Genomic DNA, 13,916 nt, shown 5'->3' with positions numbered 1-13,916 from the left:
CCCCTTGTGGGAGAAGGTGGCTCGGCGCGCAGCGCCGAGACGGATGAGGGGTGCTCCAGCTTGGCGAAGACGCCCGGCGGCATCACCGCCAGGGCTGCAAACTCTTATCGTTCACATACGCAATAATGGTATCGCAGACCGCACCCAGCTCTTTCAGGACATCGTCGTTCCAGAACCGCAGCACGCGAAATCCCCTTGCCTTCAATTCGGTGTCGCGCTCCTGGTCATGGCGCGATTCCGCGTGCTGGCTGCCGTCGATTTCGACGATGAGCTTGGCCGCGGCGAAGACAAAGTCGGCCACGTATCGGCCCATCGGCACCTGCCGCTTGAACTTGATGTTGTCCAGGCGGCGGTCGCGCAATTCGTGCCACAGACGCTCTTCCGCCTCTGTGGGCTCGCGGCGCATGGACCGAGCGAAATTTCGTTTGGCCGGGGTTACGGGTTGGTGGGGCATGGCGGAGCAGAATAATCGGTCCTGGCGATAGCTCAAACACCCGGCGCCTCACTCCGCTGGAACACCCCTCATCCGTCTCGGCGCTGCGCGCCGAGCCACCTTCTCCCACAAGGGGAGAAGGTGAGGCGCCCCGCTCACTCCTCCAGATCGATCTCCTCGGTCTGGCCGCCGCTGCAGGTGTAGCAGCAGTCCTCGCATGTCTCCTTGTTGTTGGGCCCGACGCCCCAATAAGTCCCCTCGTCGCCGTCCACCCAGGCGCCGTAGCAGATCTTCTCGCCCTCGTTGCACGAGATCGGCAATTGCTTGGTCTCGCCGTCGTCTAGATAGAAATCCTTGCCCTCGCCCGGCCAGACATAGTCGCGGTCCTGGCTGTAGAGCTCGACGCGCATGGCGTTGGGATGATTGTTCTTGATCTGGAAGGTGACGTCGCCGGCCTGAGCGGCGGGCGCGATGAGGACGACAAGCGAAAGCGCGGCGGCTACGCGGCGCGCAAAGGTGGAAGACATGAGAACCCCCGAGGTAGAATCGGCCCCTGCGGCCGATGGCCGGATGATGACATGGCGGGCGCGTATGCCAAGGGGCGGCGGCGAAAAATGGCTGACGGAATTTGGGGCGATTGGCGCGACTTCCCCTTCTCCCCTTGTGGGAGAAGGTGGCTCGGCGCGCAGCGCCGAGACGGATGAGGGGTGCTCCAGCTTGGCGAAGACGCCCGGTGGCATCAACGCCAGGGCTGCAAACTCTTATCTTTCACATACGCAATAATGGTATCGCAGACCGCACCCAGCTCTTTCAGGACATCGTCGTTCCAGAACCGCAGCACGCGAAATCCCCTTGCCTTCAGTTCGGCGTCGCGCTCCTGGTCGCGATCCGATTCCGCGTGCTGGCTGCCGTCGATTTCCACGATGAGTCTGGCCTCGGCGCAAACGAAATCCGCCACGAAGCGGCCGATCGGCACCTGCCGCTTGAACTTGATATTGTCGAGTCGCCGGCCGCGCAATTCGTGCCACAAGCGGTCTTCCGCCTCTGTCGGCTCACGGCGCATCGACCGAGCGAAATTGCGTTTGGCCGGGGTTACGGGTTGGTGCGGCATGGCCGAAGATTAGCCAATGTTGTGGACTTGAACAGTCGGCGCCTCACTCCGCTGGAGCACCCCTCATCCGTCTCGGCGCTGCGCGCCGAGCCACCTTCTCCCACAAGGGGAGAAGGGGAAGGCGCCACGCTACTCGGCCAGGTCCACCGTCTCGGTCGAATGCTCGGTGCAGATGAAGCAGCAGGTGTCGCAGGGCTGGTCGTTGTCGGGGCCGACGCCGGCGGTGACGGAATCGTCGCCATTCACCCAGGCGCCCCAGCAGATGTGCTCGCCCGGCTCGCAGGAGATCGGCACGGACTTTCGCGCCTTCGGGCGGATGAGGAACACCTTGTCGTCGCCCGGCCAGACTTTTTGGCTGTCGCGGCTGAACAGTTCGACCGCGACGCCGTCCGAACGCTGGTTGCGCACGAAGACCGACATGTCGGCGGCGAAGGCCGGGGTGCTGAGGAGAAAGAAGGCGAGCAGAGCGCGAATCATGGCGAGGTCCCCTGGGCAAGTAGAGCACGGGAGCGGAAGCGGCGCGACCTCTCCTTCCCCCCTTGTGGGGGAAGGTGGCTCGGCGCACAGCGCCGAGACGGATGAGGGGTGCTCCAGCTTGGCAAGGCCGTTCGCTGCAAACGCCGCATTGTACCCAATCGCCGATGCCTCATTCCTTCCAACACCCCTCATCCGGCCGCTTCGCGGCCACCTTCTCCCACAGGGGGAGAAGGGAAAGTCAGCGCCTCACCGCCACATGCGGCGCGAATGTCTTCACCGCCTCGACCATCTCCTCTCCCCGCACGTCGAGCGAGGAGATCTCCATATGCACGATGTTCCGGCCGAAGGGCATCAGGCCGAAGGCGTTGGCGGAGGAATAGCGGATTGCGTCGGGCGGCTCCTCGGTGAGCTCGAAATTAAGCATCGCCGCGCCCTTGCCGCCGGCAGCAAGCCGCACGCTCCGCACCTTGCTCCATGGCACCAGCACGTCGCCGGCGCGGGCATCGCGGAAACCTTGGCTGTTCAGCGTCACCTTGACCGAAGTGTCGAAGGCGCCGCGGGCGATGAAGACGCCGAGCCCCAGGCAGGCGGCGCCGAGCAGCGCGATCCACAGCACATGCCCGCCATTGGCGCCCGAGGCGACGCCCTGCAGCGCGCCGAAGCCGAAAATGCCGCCAAGCAGGAACGGTCCGATGGCGGGCAAGATCTTTCCCGACGGGCTGTTGCGGAGTTCGAGCGGCGCGGCCATCGCCTTCGCGCTCAACGCACCGGCTTCAGCAAAGTCCAGATCCAGCCGATGAAGGTCAGCACCAGGAACGGATAGCCGAGCGCCGGCAGCGGCGCCGATGTGGGCAAAAGCGGCGCGCCCCACAGGATCATGACGACCGAGACGGCAAACAGCACAGCGGCGACGGACGCCGTGAGCCGCATCCACAGCGCGAATGTGGCTTTCGCGCTGACCATGACCAGCCCCGCCGCCCACAGCGCAATGCCGCCGGCATAGGACGGCACGCTGGCCTGCAGGCCCGCCGCATTGCCGGCCAGAAGCAGGCTTTCGCCGGCGAGGAAGGTGAGGAAGCCCGCCGCGACGAGATCATTGCCGAGCCGCTGGTATTTCATCGTGAGTAGCGCGGTGGCGACGACGATGCCGACGCCATCGATGGTCCAGACCGTTTCGCGCAGCGCGTCGCTCGCAACGAAGGTGCCCGCCAAGCCAAAAGCGCCGCCGATGGCGAGGCCGATCGCGGCGACAAGATCGAGAGTGGAGCGCATGTGGTGTGTCTCCCCAAGCTGGGGAGAGGATAGCGCAGCGAGTAAGGTTCTTGAAGGGTGGGGACCGCGCAAAGCTAAATGAGCAACTGCTTGGGCTCGCAACGCGATACAGCGGCAAATCACTATAGCAGCATATCCCTGAACTCGTACGTACTTTACATCTAAGTCCTATAGCGCTATACGGCTATAGGAGATACAAATGCAGACCGTTCAGATTAGCCCAGAAACCTTCGCACGCCTGCAGGCCCATGCTGTGCCTTTGGTCGACACTATCGAAACCGTTATCAACAAGGCGCTTGATGCCTTGGAGGGCAATAAGATCGCACCGTCACCGTCTAGCAAACCAGGCGGATTTGACCCCTCAGCGCCGCCGAACCTTTCCTTTACGACCGTGCGCTCCGTTGTTGTCGCGAACAAGAAGTACCCGCCCAAAGAGACCTATTGGAATTCTGCTCTTTTCGCCTGCATTAAAGCGGCCGCGAAAAGCGGCCTTTCTCCCAAGGAAGTGAGTGATCTTGTCATCGTGAACAACATCGTTGGCGTAAAAGACGACAGCGGCTACAAATATATAAAAGAGGCAGGGATTTCAATCCAAGGGCAGGACGCGAACGGAGCCTGGAAGGCTGCTTACCATATAGCTAAACAAATAGGCTTGACGGTAGAGGTTTCCTTCATTTGGCAGAACAATCCAAAAGCATCGTTTCCTGGACAAACCGGTAAGCTGTCTATAACGAAATAGCCAGATCACCTTCAAGAAGTATCAGGTTCTAGCGAGGAAACGCATGTCCAGAGATGTTGCCGCCCTTCATATAGCTGATGAGCCCTTCCTTGTCGCAACTACCATCGAACGTTGCCCAAAAACGATGATGATCAGGGAGCTTTTCATGAATGCAGTTGAGGCTGCAACTCAAGCTCCATCCGGATCGCAAGCAATTGAAATCCGAGCTTTGGACATTGGCGACACGCAGAAACTGAGTATTTGGAATACTGGCCCTGGAATGTCGAGTGACGAATTGCATCGCATTTGCGACATTTCGGCATCCATCGGAAAGAATAAAGGTTTGGACGAAAATTTTGGAATGGGGGCTAAGGTTGCCTCCCTACCTTCTAACCGTTACGGGCTCCGCTACCGTTCCAACGCAAAAGGCGTAGTTAGCGAGGTCATCCTCGGTGAGCGCGGCGGAATTTACGGTCGACTACGGCGTCCAAACGACGAAGGCCACCTCGAGGAGGTTTTTGACGTAACTGATGTGGTACTAGCTGATGGAGCCGACCTTAGCTTTGATTGGACTGAGGTCGTTCTGTTTGGCAACAGCGCAAATCAGAACACTGTTCGAGACCCCTACGATGGAAATCCAATCACGCCAGGGCAATGGCTTGCTGATTATTTGTACTATCGCTTCTATCGGTTGCCTCCGGGGCTGTAGGTGCGTTTCCTGCCTGGAACGCATAAGCTTGACGGAACAAGAACGTTCAAAACTATCCCCGAGCGTGCATTTCCAATGGGAAACGCGGAGACTGTCGAGACAACCTCGGGTGTTACGGTCCATTATTTTTATGATCCGCCGTTGGCCGGGACTAGCCACAATCGATCTGTTAGCGGCGCAATTACTTCGGACGTCAGCACGTGCGCCATCGTATACAAAAATGAGCTGTACGATCTAAAACGTAGCCGCCAATGGACGCTCGACGCGCCTCTTTTTGGTGTCCCGTTTGGAGCTAAGCATATTTCTATACACATCGAACTTCCCGAGGGGGCCGCGGTTCGTCCTGAGGCCTATCGCCAGTTCTTGCGTTACCGTGACGGTGACCAGCGCCAGGTACAGGTTCAGGATTTCAGTGATGTTGTCCGAGACAATCGGCCGGAGTGGCTCCTAGAGGTGATCCATTCATTCGCTCCAGCAGACTCGGGCGGTACAGACGACATACGAGACGAGTTGCAACAGCTTCTAAATAGCCTACGAGTAAAGAGGCCCACCCATCGACTGGACCTGCTCGGCAAAATTGACGCCGATTTGGGTCAAGGGCTCGGCTCAAAATCCTTACCGGTGCCGGACACGGCAGGGGACAGTGGATCTGGCGGAAAACGATATCCGATCGATGGCCTTTTAGCCGTTCCAAGCGGCGCGAAGCGAGCAACGTCATCTTTGAATGCGGACAAGGCACCAGAGATCGTCCTTCTTCACGATGATAGCCAGATCGAGGAAAAGGGTCTGAAAGGAAAGGCAGCGAAATTCTACCGAGACTCTGGCGCCGGACAACTTTTCGTCAATATGAAATATCCCTCGATCGACCTGATGAAGGAACAGCTACAACTTGAGTACGCGGCGTCGCCTGATTTGGAGTTTATGCGCCGTATGGCAAATGAACTCGCCGAGCGGACGATCGTCTCCCGAGTAGGAAGAGCGGTGATTTTTGCCCTCGCCAAACAGCTGAATCGAGAATGGACGGCAGACGATATGGCCAAGGCCCACTCGCCGGAAAGCTTAAGCCTTGCAGCCGACGACTACATGGACGCGATGCAGAACGCACGCCGCCGCATGGGCCAAGCGCTTCGCACCGCCAAGGCTGAAGTTCAACCATTCGTAGTCGCGGACTAAGGCGGTTCTTCTTGGAGCAAGATTTACAGATCGTTCCGGAGCATATGCTTGGGCTGGGCCTTGGCGCTCTTGCCCATGCAAATTGGCACGCAAACTACTATAGCATGGAGAACCGCTACTGGAATGAATTGTCGGTTCTACAGGCAGCGCATGCATGCGAGATCCTCATAAAAGCTCGTATCGCTCAGGAGCATCCCTTGCTCATCTTCGACCACTTGCCGAAGACGCCTTCTGACGGTGGCCTGCTCTCCCTGCAGAAACTGGTGGAGAGCGGCAGAACGTACCAGTTCACTGATTTGCCAGATCGTTTGTGGGCCACGACGGGCATTCGAATGCCTGACGTTCACCGCTTTCAGGCATTCGGCCGGTTTCGAAATTGCATTCAGCACTTTTCAGTTCCGGACGGCTTTGATGCGGCCGGTGAAACGGTACGCTTCATATATGGGGTAATAGACCCGTTTATTCACCAGTGTTGGGGCTTGCACGCTATAGACTACAACGAAGATTACGAGCCTTACACCTATTTAATCGCTAATTTAATTAGACGTGGCATATTGTTCTCGGTCTCCTTGGAGGCGGCAAAGCATCTTGATTGGGCGGAATTGGATTGGCCTGAAAACCAGGTGCAGTATAGGCGTGAGATGGAAGGTCGATTCAACCATGCCAAATCGACGGCGGCGGCAGAAGTAAACTCAAAAACGTAGTCTGACCCCTCAATCCCCCATCTTCAGCGCCTGGATAAACGCCTCCTGCGGAATATCCACCTTGCCGAACTGGCGCATCCGCTTCTTGCCCTCTTTCTGCTTGTCGAGCAGCTTGCGCTTGCGGGTCACGTCGCCGCCGTAGCATTTGGCGGTGACGTCCTTGCGCAGCGCCGAGATGGTCTCGCGGGCGATGACCTTGCCGCCTATTGCCGCCTGGATCGGGATCTTGAACAGGTGGTGCGGGATCAGCTCCTTCAGCTTCTCGCACATGGCGCGGCCGCGCTTTTCCGCCGCCGTGCGGTGCACCAGCATCGACAGCGCGTCGACCGGCTCCTCATTGACCAGGATCGACATCTTGACCAGGTCGCCCTCGCGATAATCGGTCAGGTGATAGTCGAAGGAGGCGTAGCCCTTGGAGATCGACTTCAGCCGGTCGTAGAAATCGAACACCACCTCGTTGAGCGGCAGGTCGTAGGTGAGCATGGCGCGCTTTCCCACATAGGAGAGATCGGCCTGGATGCCGCGCCTGTCCTGGCAGAGTTTCAGGATGCCGCCGAGATAGTCGTCGGGGGTCAGGATGGTCGCGCGGATCCATGGCTCCTCGATCGAGGCGATCTTGACCACGTCTGGCATGTCGGCCGGGTTGTGCAGTTCCTTCACCGAGCCGTCATTGAGGTTCAGGCGGTAGACGACGGAGGGCGCCGTGGCGATGAGGTCGAGGTTGAACTCGCGCTCCAGCCGCTCCTGGATGATCTCCAGATGCAGCAGGCCGAGGAAGCCGCAGCGATAGCCGAAGCCGAGCGCGGCGCTGGTTTCCATCTCGTATGAGAAGCTGGCGTCGTTGAGGCGCAACTTGCCGACGGCGGCGCGCAGATCCTCGAAATCGGCGGCGTCGACCGGAAACAGGCCGCAGAACACCACCGGCTGCGCCGGCTTGAAGCCGGGCAGCGCCTTTTGCGTCGGGCGGCGGTCCTCGGTGATGGTGTCGCCGACGCGGGTGTCGGCCACTTCCTTGATCGAGCCGGTGAAGAAGCCGAACTCGCCGGGGCCGAGCTCGTCGACATTGACGCGGGCCGGCTTGAACACGCCCGTCCTCTCGACGAGATATTTCGCGCCGGTGCCCATCATGCGGATGGTCTGGCCCTTCTTCATCACGCCGTCGATGATGCGCACCAGAACGATGACGCCGAGATAGGCGTCGTACCAGCTGTCGACCAGCATCGCCTTGAGGGGCGCCGCGATGTCGCCCTCGCGTGGCGGCGGCAGCTGATGGACGATCGCCTCCAGCACGTCGGGCACGCCAAGCCCGGTCTTGGCCGAGATCAGCACCGCATTGGAGGCGTCGAGTCCGATCACTTCCTCGACCTGCTCGCGGATGCGCTCGGGCTCGGCCGCCGGCAGGTCGACCTTGTTCAGCACCACGACGATCTCGTGGTTGTTGTCGATGGCCTGGTAGACATTGGCGAGCGTCTGCGCCTCGACGCCCTGGGAGGCATCGACCACCAGCAGCGAGCCCTCGCAGGCGGCCAAGGAACGCGACACTTCATAGGCGAAGTCGACATGGCCGGGCGTGTCGATGAGGTTCAGCACATAGTCCTCGCCGTTCTTGGCGCGGTAGTTCAGCCGAACGGTCTGGGCCTTGATGGTGATGCCGCGCTCGCGCTCGATATCCATCGAGTCCAGCACCTGCTCCTTCATGTCGCGCTCCTCCAGCGTGCCGGTGAGCTGGATCAGCCGGTCGGCAAGCGTGGATTTGCCATGGTCGATATGGGCGACGATGGAGAAATTGCGGATGTGGTCGAGCGGGGTGGTCATGCGGCGCGCTTTAGCAGGGGCGGGGTTGAGGGGCAAGCGCAGCCTCTTCCCTTCTCCCCTTGTGGGAGAAGGTGGATCGGCGCGCAGCGCCGAGACGGATGAGGGGTGTTGGACGGAACTCAGCGGCCAGCTAATGTGGCGCAAATGCCGCACCAGCCTGTCACCCAAGCCAAGCGCAGTTTTGCCCGAACGCTCCGCCGTGACATGACGGAGGCTGAGCACAAGCTGTGGCAGGAATTGCGCGACCGCAGGCTCGATCGGATCAAGTTTCGCCGGCAGGTGCCCATTGGAAAATACGTCGCCGATTTCGCTTGTCTCGAGGCGCGGCTCATCGTCGAGCTGGATGGTAGCCAGCACGCGGACTCGGAGTCGGATTTGGCTCGCGGAGCTGAATTGAAGGCGAGAGGATTTCGGATCTTGCGCTTTTGGAATGATGATGTGCTGAAGGATCTGGACGGCGTCTGCGATACGATCATCGCCTATGTGAAGGATCCCGGCCTGCAGCCGTGGCGGTGAGCGGGTAGAGGTCTCACTCCGCTGGAGCACCCCTCATCCGTCTCGGCGCTGCGCGCCGATCCACCTTCTCCCACAAGGGGAGAAGGGAAATGCACCCCAATCACAAACCGGTGAAGCTGTAACGAACCTCTCCACCCCGACGAAATGAAGCATGACCCCGCAACGGAGACTGCTTCCCATGACCGGAACGACAACAAGGACCGTCCTGCTCGCCGGCGCGATGCTCGCGGCCACGATGGGCGCGGCGACCGCGCAGCCGCTCACCGTGGTCGAGCTGTTCACCAGCCAGGGCTGCTCGTCCTGCCCGCCGGCCAACGCCAACCTGATCAAGGTCAAGGACCAGCCCGGCGTGCTGGCGCTGTCGTTCAACGTCACCTACTGGGACTATCTCGGCTGGAAGGACACGTTCGGCCGCAAGGAGTTCACGGAACGCCAGGTGACCTACGAGCCGTCGCTCGGCCATGACGGGCCGTTCACGCCGCAAGTGGTGGTGAACGGCAGAAGCGATGGCGTGGGCGCCGCGCCGGGCGAGATCCAGAGCCTGATCGCCAAAGGCGGCCGCACGCAGGGGCCGGAGCTTTCGCTTGGGCAGGGCAAGGTCAGCATCGGCGCCGGCAAGGCGCCGGGCGGCGGCGCCGACATCTGGCTGGTGCGCTACACAAGAGGCGTCGTCGAGGTGCCGGTGGCGCGCGGCGAGAACACCGGCCGCACGCTGCCGCATGCCAATGTCGTTCATGCGCTGACCAAGCTCGGCAGCTGGAACGGCACGGCGACGACGCTGCCGCTACCGGCAGTCACCGGTGGCTTGAGCACCGCGGTGCTGGTGCAGGCGGCGCGCGGCGGACCCATCCTGGCCGCGGCCGCCAACTGATCTTTTTCCCCTACGTGCGGGGCCGTAGACAGCGGCAACGCATAACCCGGCCCGCTTCCGCGCGCCAAACCCAAGGAGACTACCTATGACCAAGTTCCTCACGCTGCCGGCGCTGGCCTTCGCGCTTTCCGCATCCGTCTTCGTCGCCGGCGCCCGCGCCGACGACACGGCCAATGCGATGAAGCCCGCCAACGCGATGGCGACCGACGCCATGAAGCCGACGGACGCGATGAAGCCGGCGACGGACGCGATGAAGCCCGCCGATGCCATGAAGCCCGACGCGATGAGCACTGAGGCGATGAAACCGGCAACGGATGCCATGAAGCCGGCGGACGCCATGAAGCCCGCCACCGACGCTATGAAGCCGGCAGATGCAATGAAGCCTGTGACGGATGCGATGAAGCCTGCGGACACCACCGCTCAGTAGGTGAGCCTGGCACTGCCCTCACCCAGCCTCTGCTTCGCTCGGCTGACCTCTCCCCAATGGGGAGAGGAGATTGTCGACGCCGGCGCCAACGTCTTCTCCCCTCGGGGAGAAGGTGGCCCGAAGGGCCGGATGAGGGGGAGCGCCGCCGCTCACAAGAACAGCCGCACGGCAAAGTGAGAACCGCTTCGCGGCTGCGTTCGTATATAATGAAGCAACAACAGGAGATCAGGACATGAACGGCATAAAGGCAAAGGCCGCGCGGCGATCGCCATTCTTCGCCCGCGGCACGTTGGCAGTGCTCGGCCTCGCGGCCGTTGCGGCAGCGGCTCTGTGGCAGACACCGGCCCGCTCGGCCGAGGACGCGGTGGTGATCCCGCCGCCGGCCTTGGACGAGAAAGCGGCAAGCGGCACCGAGAAGGCGATCTTCGCCGGCGGCTGTTTCTGGGGCGTGCAGGGCGTGTTCCAGCACGTCAAGGGCGTCAGCAAGGCGGTGTCCGGCTATACCGGCGGCAGCGCCGACAACGCCGTCTATGAAGTCGTCGGCACCGGCCGCACGGGGCACGCCGAATCCGTCGAGATCACCTACGACCCGTCGAAGGTCACCTACGGCCAGCTGCTGCAGGTCTATTTCTCAGTCGCGCATAACCCGACGCAGTTGAACTACCAGGGGCCGGACCAGGGCACGCAATACCGCTCGACGATCTTCGCCGAGAACGACGAGCAGAAGAAGGTCGCCCAGAGCTATATCGCCCAGCTCGACAAGGCCAAGGTGTTCGGCAAGCCGATCGTCACCACGCTGGAGACCGGCAAGACCTTCTACCCGGCCGAGGATTACCATCAGGACTTCCTGACGCTGAACCCGACCTATCCCTATATCGTCTACAACGACCTGCCCAAGATCGAGAATCTGAAGGCGCTGTTCCCTAAGCTTTACAGCGAGAAGCCGGCGCTGGTGCTGGCCTCCAGCAAGAGCTGACGAGATCGGCCCGTTCCGTAGCACAGGGATTTCGATCGTCGGGTCTGTGTCCGCGTGGGCGGGTGGCATGCCTTGGCGATTGGCCGAAACGCCCATCGCGATCGTCATCCACGGGCGGAGCAAGGAGCGAAGCGACGCGCGTAGACCCGAGGATCCATTCCGTGACGTATGGGCGCCGCAACGGTGCAGAATTCTGCTCCGTTGTACCCTACGGCAAGGGTCGCGGCATGGATTCGAGGGTCTGCGCGACGCCGCTTCGCGGCTGCTCCGCCCTGGAATGACGAGGCTGGGAGGTTTCGGTCGTCGGGGTATATGTCCGCGTGGGCGGCTGGCATGCCTTGGCGATTGGCCAACACGGCCCGGACTTCGTCATCCACGGGCGGAGCAAGGAGCGCAGCGACGCGCGCAGACCCGAGGATCCATTCCGTGACGTCCGAGCGCCGCTCACGGTGCAGAATTCTGCTCCGCAGCACCCTTCGATCAAGGTCACGGAATGGATTCCAGGGTCTGCGCGCGTCGCTTCGCTCCTTGCTCCGCCCTGGAATGACGAGGTTGGGAGGTTTCAGCCAATCGCCTGCGTTTGCGCCGATTTCACGAAGGGGAACGGTGAACGTCCTGCCCGACAAATGGCAACCTCGCCGCTCTCGCTTTTCCTGGGATTGCTCCAGGCCGGCCCGAACTTTCGGGCCTTTGTTTTGCTGGCAAATAAAACACAATGTGAAGCAGTTCATAGAATTATACTTGATGCTGCAAAACATTGACATCCGATCTTCTGCCGCCACATAATCATCGCCGTCACTCTTTCGACAATTCTGTTTCAGCTGATCCGGGGCCGTGCTTCCGGGGCGGATTCTTGTTGGCTGCGTTGGTGGCCGGGCATGCCGGCCGCGCTTCGGGAACGACGACGGATGGGGAGGAACGACAGATGGCCATCGATATAAAAGTCTCCGTCTACACCAATGGCGACGACGCCTTCGTCGCCTGGGCGCCCAGCGATTTCATCGCCGGGTGCCGGGGTTTTCTGCTCGAGCGCGGCCGCAAGGCCGGCGCGAGCGAGAGGATCGAGCCGGTGGAGAACCGCGTCGGCTTCACCAAGGACAAGCCGCAATCGGGCGACCACAGGCCGTCGGACGTCTGGCCGTTCCAGCGCTTCAACTGGACCGACCATGCGGCCGATGTCGGCAATGTCGTGCGCTACCGGGTGACCGCGATGATGAGCGCCGGCCCCGGCAAGCCGCTGACCAAGGGCGTGTCGAGCGACTGGACGGACTGGGCGACACTCGCCACCGACGCCGGCGGCGGCTTTTCCTGCTACTTCAACCGCGGCCTGGTGCTGTCGCAATTCGTCGCCCGCTACATGGCCAAGAACAAGCTGTCGCCCACGGCCTTCAAGAAGAGCCTGCAGACCAATGGCGACGCAAAATTCCGCGCTTTCCTCGAAGGCGATCTCGGCCTGCGCATGGTTGGGCTGACGCAGGTCGCCGGCGACGAGCTGCATGCCGCGCTTTACGAGCTCGGCGACGCGACGCTGGAGACGGCGCTGATCGGGCTCGGGCCGCGGCTCCATCTCATCCTTGCCAATGGCTCCGACAAAAGCGGCGACGGCAACAAGGATGCGCGCAAGAACCTCAACGACCACGGCATCGCGACCATTGACCGGATGCTGAAATCGAAAGGCCTCGGCCACAACAAATTCGTCGTCGTGTCCAAGGACGGCGAGCCGAAGATGGCGTGGACCGGCAGCACCAACTGGAGCACGACCGGCCTGTGCACGCAGGTCAACAACGGCTTGCTGATCGAGGACGCGGCGGTCGCGGCGCATTTCCGCAAGCATTGGGACCTGTTGAAGGACGCCTCGCCGCCCAAGACCGACCCGGCCAATTTCACGCCGGCCCTGATGGCGGACAACGATGCGCCCAAGACCTTCACGGTCGGGACAGCCAAGACGACGGTGTGGTTCACCCGCACCTCCGACGGTGCCGACATGGCGGCGCTGCGCGACGTCATCGCCTCAGCCAAACAGGCGGTGCTTTTCCTGATGTTCACGCCGGGCAAGCAGGGGCTGCACACGCTGGCCGGCCAGCGCGCCAGGGAAAAGGGCATGTATGTGCGCGGCGTGGTCTCAACGCTGAGCGCGGAGGAGGGCGGCACCGAGCAGAATTTCCTCGACATCGATCTGGTGAGCAGCGACCGGAAATTCACGCCCGACCGCTACGCGGTGGCGCAGCCGCAGGGCCTCGACGCGCCGCTCGGGCCATGGATCGCCGAGGTCAACCGGCGGATTTTCCTGTCGCAGATCGGCCACGCCATCGTGCACTCGAAGATCCTGGTGACCGACCCGCATTCGAACGACTGCGTGGTGGTGACCGGCAGCCACAATTTCTCGGCGCCGGCGAGCGAGAAGAACGACGAGAACCTGGTGATCGTGCGGGGCCACAGGAAGCTCGCCGCCGCCTATGCCACCTACGCGATGTCGGTCTACAGCCACTACCGCTACCGCTCCTACATCCGCGAGATGCGGGCCCAAGGCAGGACGCCGTGGAGCTATCTCGACGACGACGACCAGTGGCTGAAGACCGAGCTCAGGACCAAGGCGCAGGAGATCGCGTTCTGGACGCAGGGTTAGTTGTTCGACGCAGGGAACTTTGGCCGCTCATTTTTCGTGAAATCAGTGCAAACGCTGGCGATTGGCGGAAGCTTCCCAACCTCGTCAT

General features: G+C 61.6%; 16 protein-coding genes. 9 read left to right on the top strand and 7 right to left on the bottom strand.

The features are described from left to right. Positions 1-82: 82 nt before the first annotated feature. The 6 genes from FJ980_RS26230 to FJ980_RS34790 all read right to left on the bottom strand — a co-directional run bounded on the left by FJ980_RS26230 (position 83) and on the right by FJ980_RS34790 (position 3,293). A complete protein-coding gene (locus FJ980_RS26230; protein WP_140546592.1) occupies positions 83-454 on the bottom strand; it encodes a DUF559 domain-containing protein in 372 nt (123 codons plus the stop codon). Positions 455-588: 134 nt separating this feature from the next. Further along, positions 589-960 (bottom strand): hypothetical protein, encoded by a 372-nt coding sequence (locus FJ980_RS26225; RefSeq protein ID WP_140546588.1) that lies wholly within the window; start codon positions 958-960, stop codon positions 589-591. 212 nt (positions 961-1,172) lie between these two features. Continuing rightward, positions 1,173-1,544 (bottom strand): DUF559 domain-containing protein, encoded by a 372-nt coding sequence (locus FJ980_RS26220; RefSeq protein WP_140546587.1) that lies wholly within the window; start codon positions 1,542-1,544, stop codon positions 1,173-1,175. 129 nt (positions 1,545-1,673) lie between these two features. Then, positions 1,674-2,021, bottom strand: coding sequence for a hypothetical protein (locus FJ980_RS26215; RefSeq protein ID WP_140546586.1), 348 nt, complete (start codon positions 2,019-2,021; stop codon positions 1,674-1,676). Between the two features lie 238 nt (positions 2,022-2,259). Continuing rightward, the gene (locus FJ980_RS26210) at positions 2,260-2,784 is read right to left on the bottom strand and encodes a hypothetical protein (RefSeq protein WP_140546585.1); all 525 of its coding nucleotides are present in this window, start codon (positions 2,782-2,784) and stop codon (positions 2,260-2,262) included. Then, positions 2,781-3,293: a hypothetical protein gene (locus tag FJ980_RS34790; protein WP_181181308.1), complete on the bottom strand. Its 513-nt coding sequence runs from the start codon at positions 3,291-3,293 to the stop codon at positions 2,781-2,783. The genes FJ980_RS26210 and FJ980_RS34790 overlap by 4 nt, the downstream gene beginning before the upstream one ends. Positions 3,294-3,492: 199 nt before the next feature. Here FJ980_RS34790 and FJ980_RS26200 point away from each other — a divergent pair, with 199 nt between their 5' ends. The 4 genes from FJ980_RS26200 to FJ980_RS26185 are packed head-to-tail and all read left to right on the top strand — an operon-like array spanning position 3,493 to position 6,597. Beyond that, positions 3,493-4,032 carry a hypothetical protein gene (locus tag FJ980_RS26200; RefSeq protein ID WP_140546584.1) on the top strand — a complete coding sequence of 180 codons (540 nt, stop codon included), beginning with the start codon at positions 3,493-3,495 and terminating at the stop codon, positions 4,030-4,032. A gap of 43 nt (positions 4,033-4,075) precedes the next feature. Continuing rightward, positions 4,076-4,720: an ATP-binding protein gene (locus FJ980_RS26195; RefSeq protein WP_140546583.1), complete on the top strand. Its 645-nt coding sequence runs from the start codon at positions 4,076-4,078 to the stop codon at positions 4,718-4,720. Then, positions 4,721-5,893 carry a hypothetical protein gene (locus FJ980_RS26190; RefSeq protein WP_140546582.1) on the top strand — a complete coding sequence of 391 codons (1,173 nt, stop codon included), beginning with the start codon at positions 4,721-4,723 and terminating at the stop codon, positions 5,891-5,893. An 11-nt stretch (positions 5,894-5,904) separates the two neighbouring features. Further along, entirely contained in the window at positions 5,905-6,597 is a 693-nt protein-coding gene (locus tag FJ980_RS26185; RefSeq protein WP_210243764.1) for a hypothetical protein, read from the top strand. Between the two features lie 9 nt (positions 6,598-6,606). Here FJ980_RS26185 and lepA read toward each other — a convergent pair whose 3' ends face one another. After that, entirely contained in the window at positions 6,607-8,412 is a 1,806-nt protein-coding gene (gene lepA, locus FJ980_RS26180; protein WP_095769428.1) for a translation elongation factor 4, read from the bottom strand. 144 nt (positions 8,413-8,556) lie between these two features. On the opposite strand from lepA, the gene FJ980_RS26175 reads away from it, so the two are divergent. The 5 genes from FJ980_RS26175 to FJ980_RS26150 all read left to right on the top strand — a co-directional run bounded on the left by FJ980_RS26175 (position 8,557) and on the right by FJ980_RS26150 (position 13,828). Further along, a complete protein-coding gene (locus FJ980_RS26175) occupies positions 8,557-8,928 on the top strand; it encodes a DUF559 domain-containing protein (protein WP_140546589.1) in 372 nt (123 codons plus the stop codon). A 178-nt stretch (positions 8,929-9,106) separates the two neighbouring features. Beyond that, the gene (locus tag FJ980_RS26170) at positions 9,107-9,799 is read left to right on the top strand and encodes a DUF1223 domain-containing protein (RefSeq protein ID WP_140546581.1); all 693 of its coding nucleotides are present in this window, start codon (positions 9,107-9,109) and stop codon (positions 9,797-9,799) included. Positions 9,800-9,884: 85 nt separating this feature from the next. Further along, positions 9,885-10,226: a hypothetical protein gene (locus FJ980_RS26165; protein WP_140546580.1), complete on the top strand. Its 342-nt coding sequence runs from the start codon at positions 9,885-9,887 to the stop codon at positions 10,224-10,226. 232 nt (positions 10,227-10,458) lie between these two features. Next, entirely contained in the window at positions 10,459-11,202 is a 744-nt protein-coding gene (gene msrA, locus FJ980_RS26155) for a peptide-methionine (S)-S-oxide reductase MsrA (RefSeq protein ID WP_140546578.1), read from the top strand. Between the two features lie 925 nt (positions 11,203-12,127). Beyond that, entirely contained in the window at positions 12,128-13,828 is a 1,701-nt protein-coding gene (locus FJ980_RS26150) for a phospholipase D-like domain-containing protein (RefSeq protein WP_140546577.1), read from the top strand. The last annotated feature ends 88 nt before the right edge of the window (positions 13,829-13,916 follow it).

Source organism: Mesorhizobium sp. B1-1-5 (assembly GCF_006443065.1).
Classification (GTDB): Bacteria; Pseudomonadota; Alphaproteobacteria; order Rhizobiales; family Rhizobiaceae; genus Mesorhizobium.
Note: the sequence above shows the minus strand (reverse complement) of the source record. Positions and strands in the feature narration are given on the sequence as shown.

Coding starts and splice junctions, on each gene's coding strand:
- lepA (WP_095769428.1), bottom strand. CDS start 8,412: ATGACCACCCCGCTCGACCACATCCGCAATTTCTCCATCGTCGCCCAT.
- FJ980_RS26175 (WP_140546589.1), top strand. CDS start 8,557: ATGCCGCACCAGCCTGTCACCCAAGCCAAGCGCAGTTTTGCCCGAACG.
- FJ980_RS26230 (WP_140546592.1), bottom strand. CDS start 454: ATGCCCCACCAACCCGTAACCCCGGCCAAACGAAATTTCGCTCGGTCC.
- FJ980_RS26220 (WP_140546587.1), bottom strand. CDS start 1,544: ATGCCGCACCAACCCGTAACCCCGGCCAAACGCAATTTCGCTCGGTCG.
- msrA (WP_140546578.1), top strand. CDS start 10,459: ATGAACGGCATAAAGGCAAAGGCCGCGCGGCGATCGCCATTCTTCGCC.
- FJ980_RS26225 (WP_140546588.1), bottom strand. CDS start 960: ATGTCTTCCACCTTTGCGCGCCGCGTAGCCGCCGCGCTTTCGCTTGTC.
- FJ980_RS26150 (WP_140546577.1), top strand. CDS start 12,128: ATGGCCATCGATATAAAAGTCTCCGTCTACACCAATGGCGACGACGCC.
- FJ980_RS34790 (WP_181181308.1), bottom strand. CDS start 3,293: ATGCGCTCCACTCTCGATCTTGTCGCCGCGATCGGCCTCGCCATCGGC.
- FJ980_RS26165 (WP_140546580.1), top strand. CDS start 9,885: ATGACCAAGTTCCTCACGCTGCCGGCGCTGGCCTTCGCGCTTTCCGCA.
- FJ980_RS26170 (WP_140546581.1), top strand. CDS start 9,107: ATGACCGGAACGACAACAAGGACCGTCCTGCTCGCCGGCGCGATGCTC.
- FJ980_RS26195 (WP_140546583.1), top strand. CDS start 4,076: ATGTCCAGAGATGTTGCCGCCCTTCATATAGCTGATGAGCCCTTCCTT.
- FJ980_RS26200 (WP_140546584.1), top strand. CDS start 3,493: ATGCAGACCGTTCAGATTAGCCCAGAAACCTTCGCACGCCTGCAGGCC.
- FJ980_RS26215 (WP_140546586.1), bottom strand. CDS start 2,021: ATGATTCGCGCTCTGCTCGCCTTCTTTCTCCTCAGCACCCCGGCCTTC.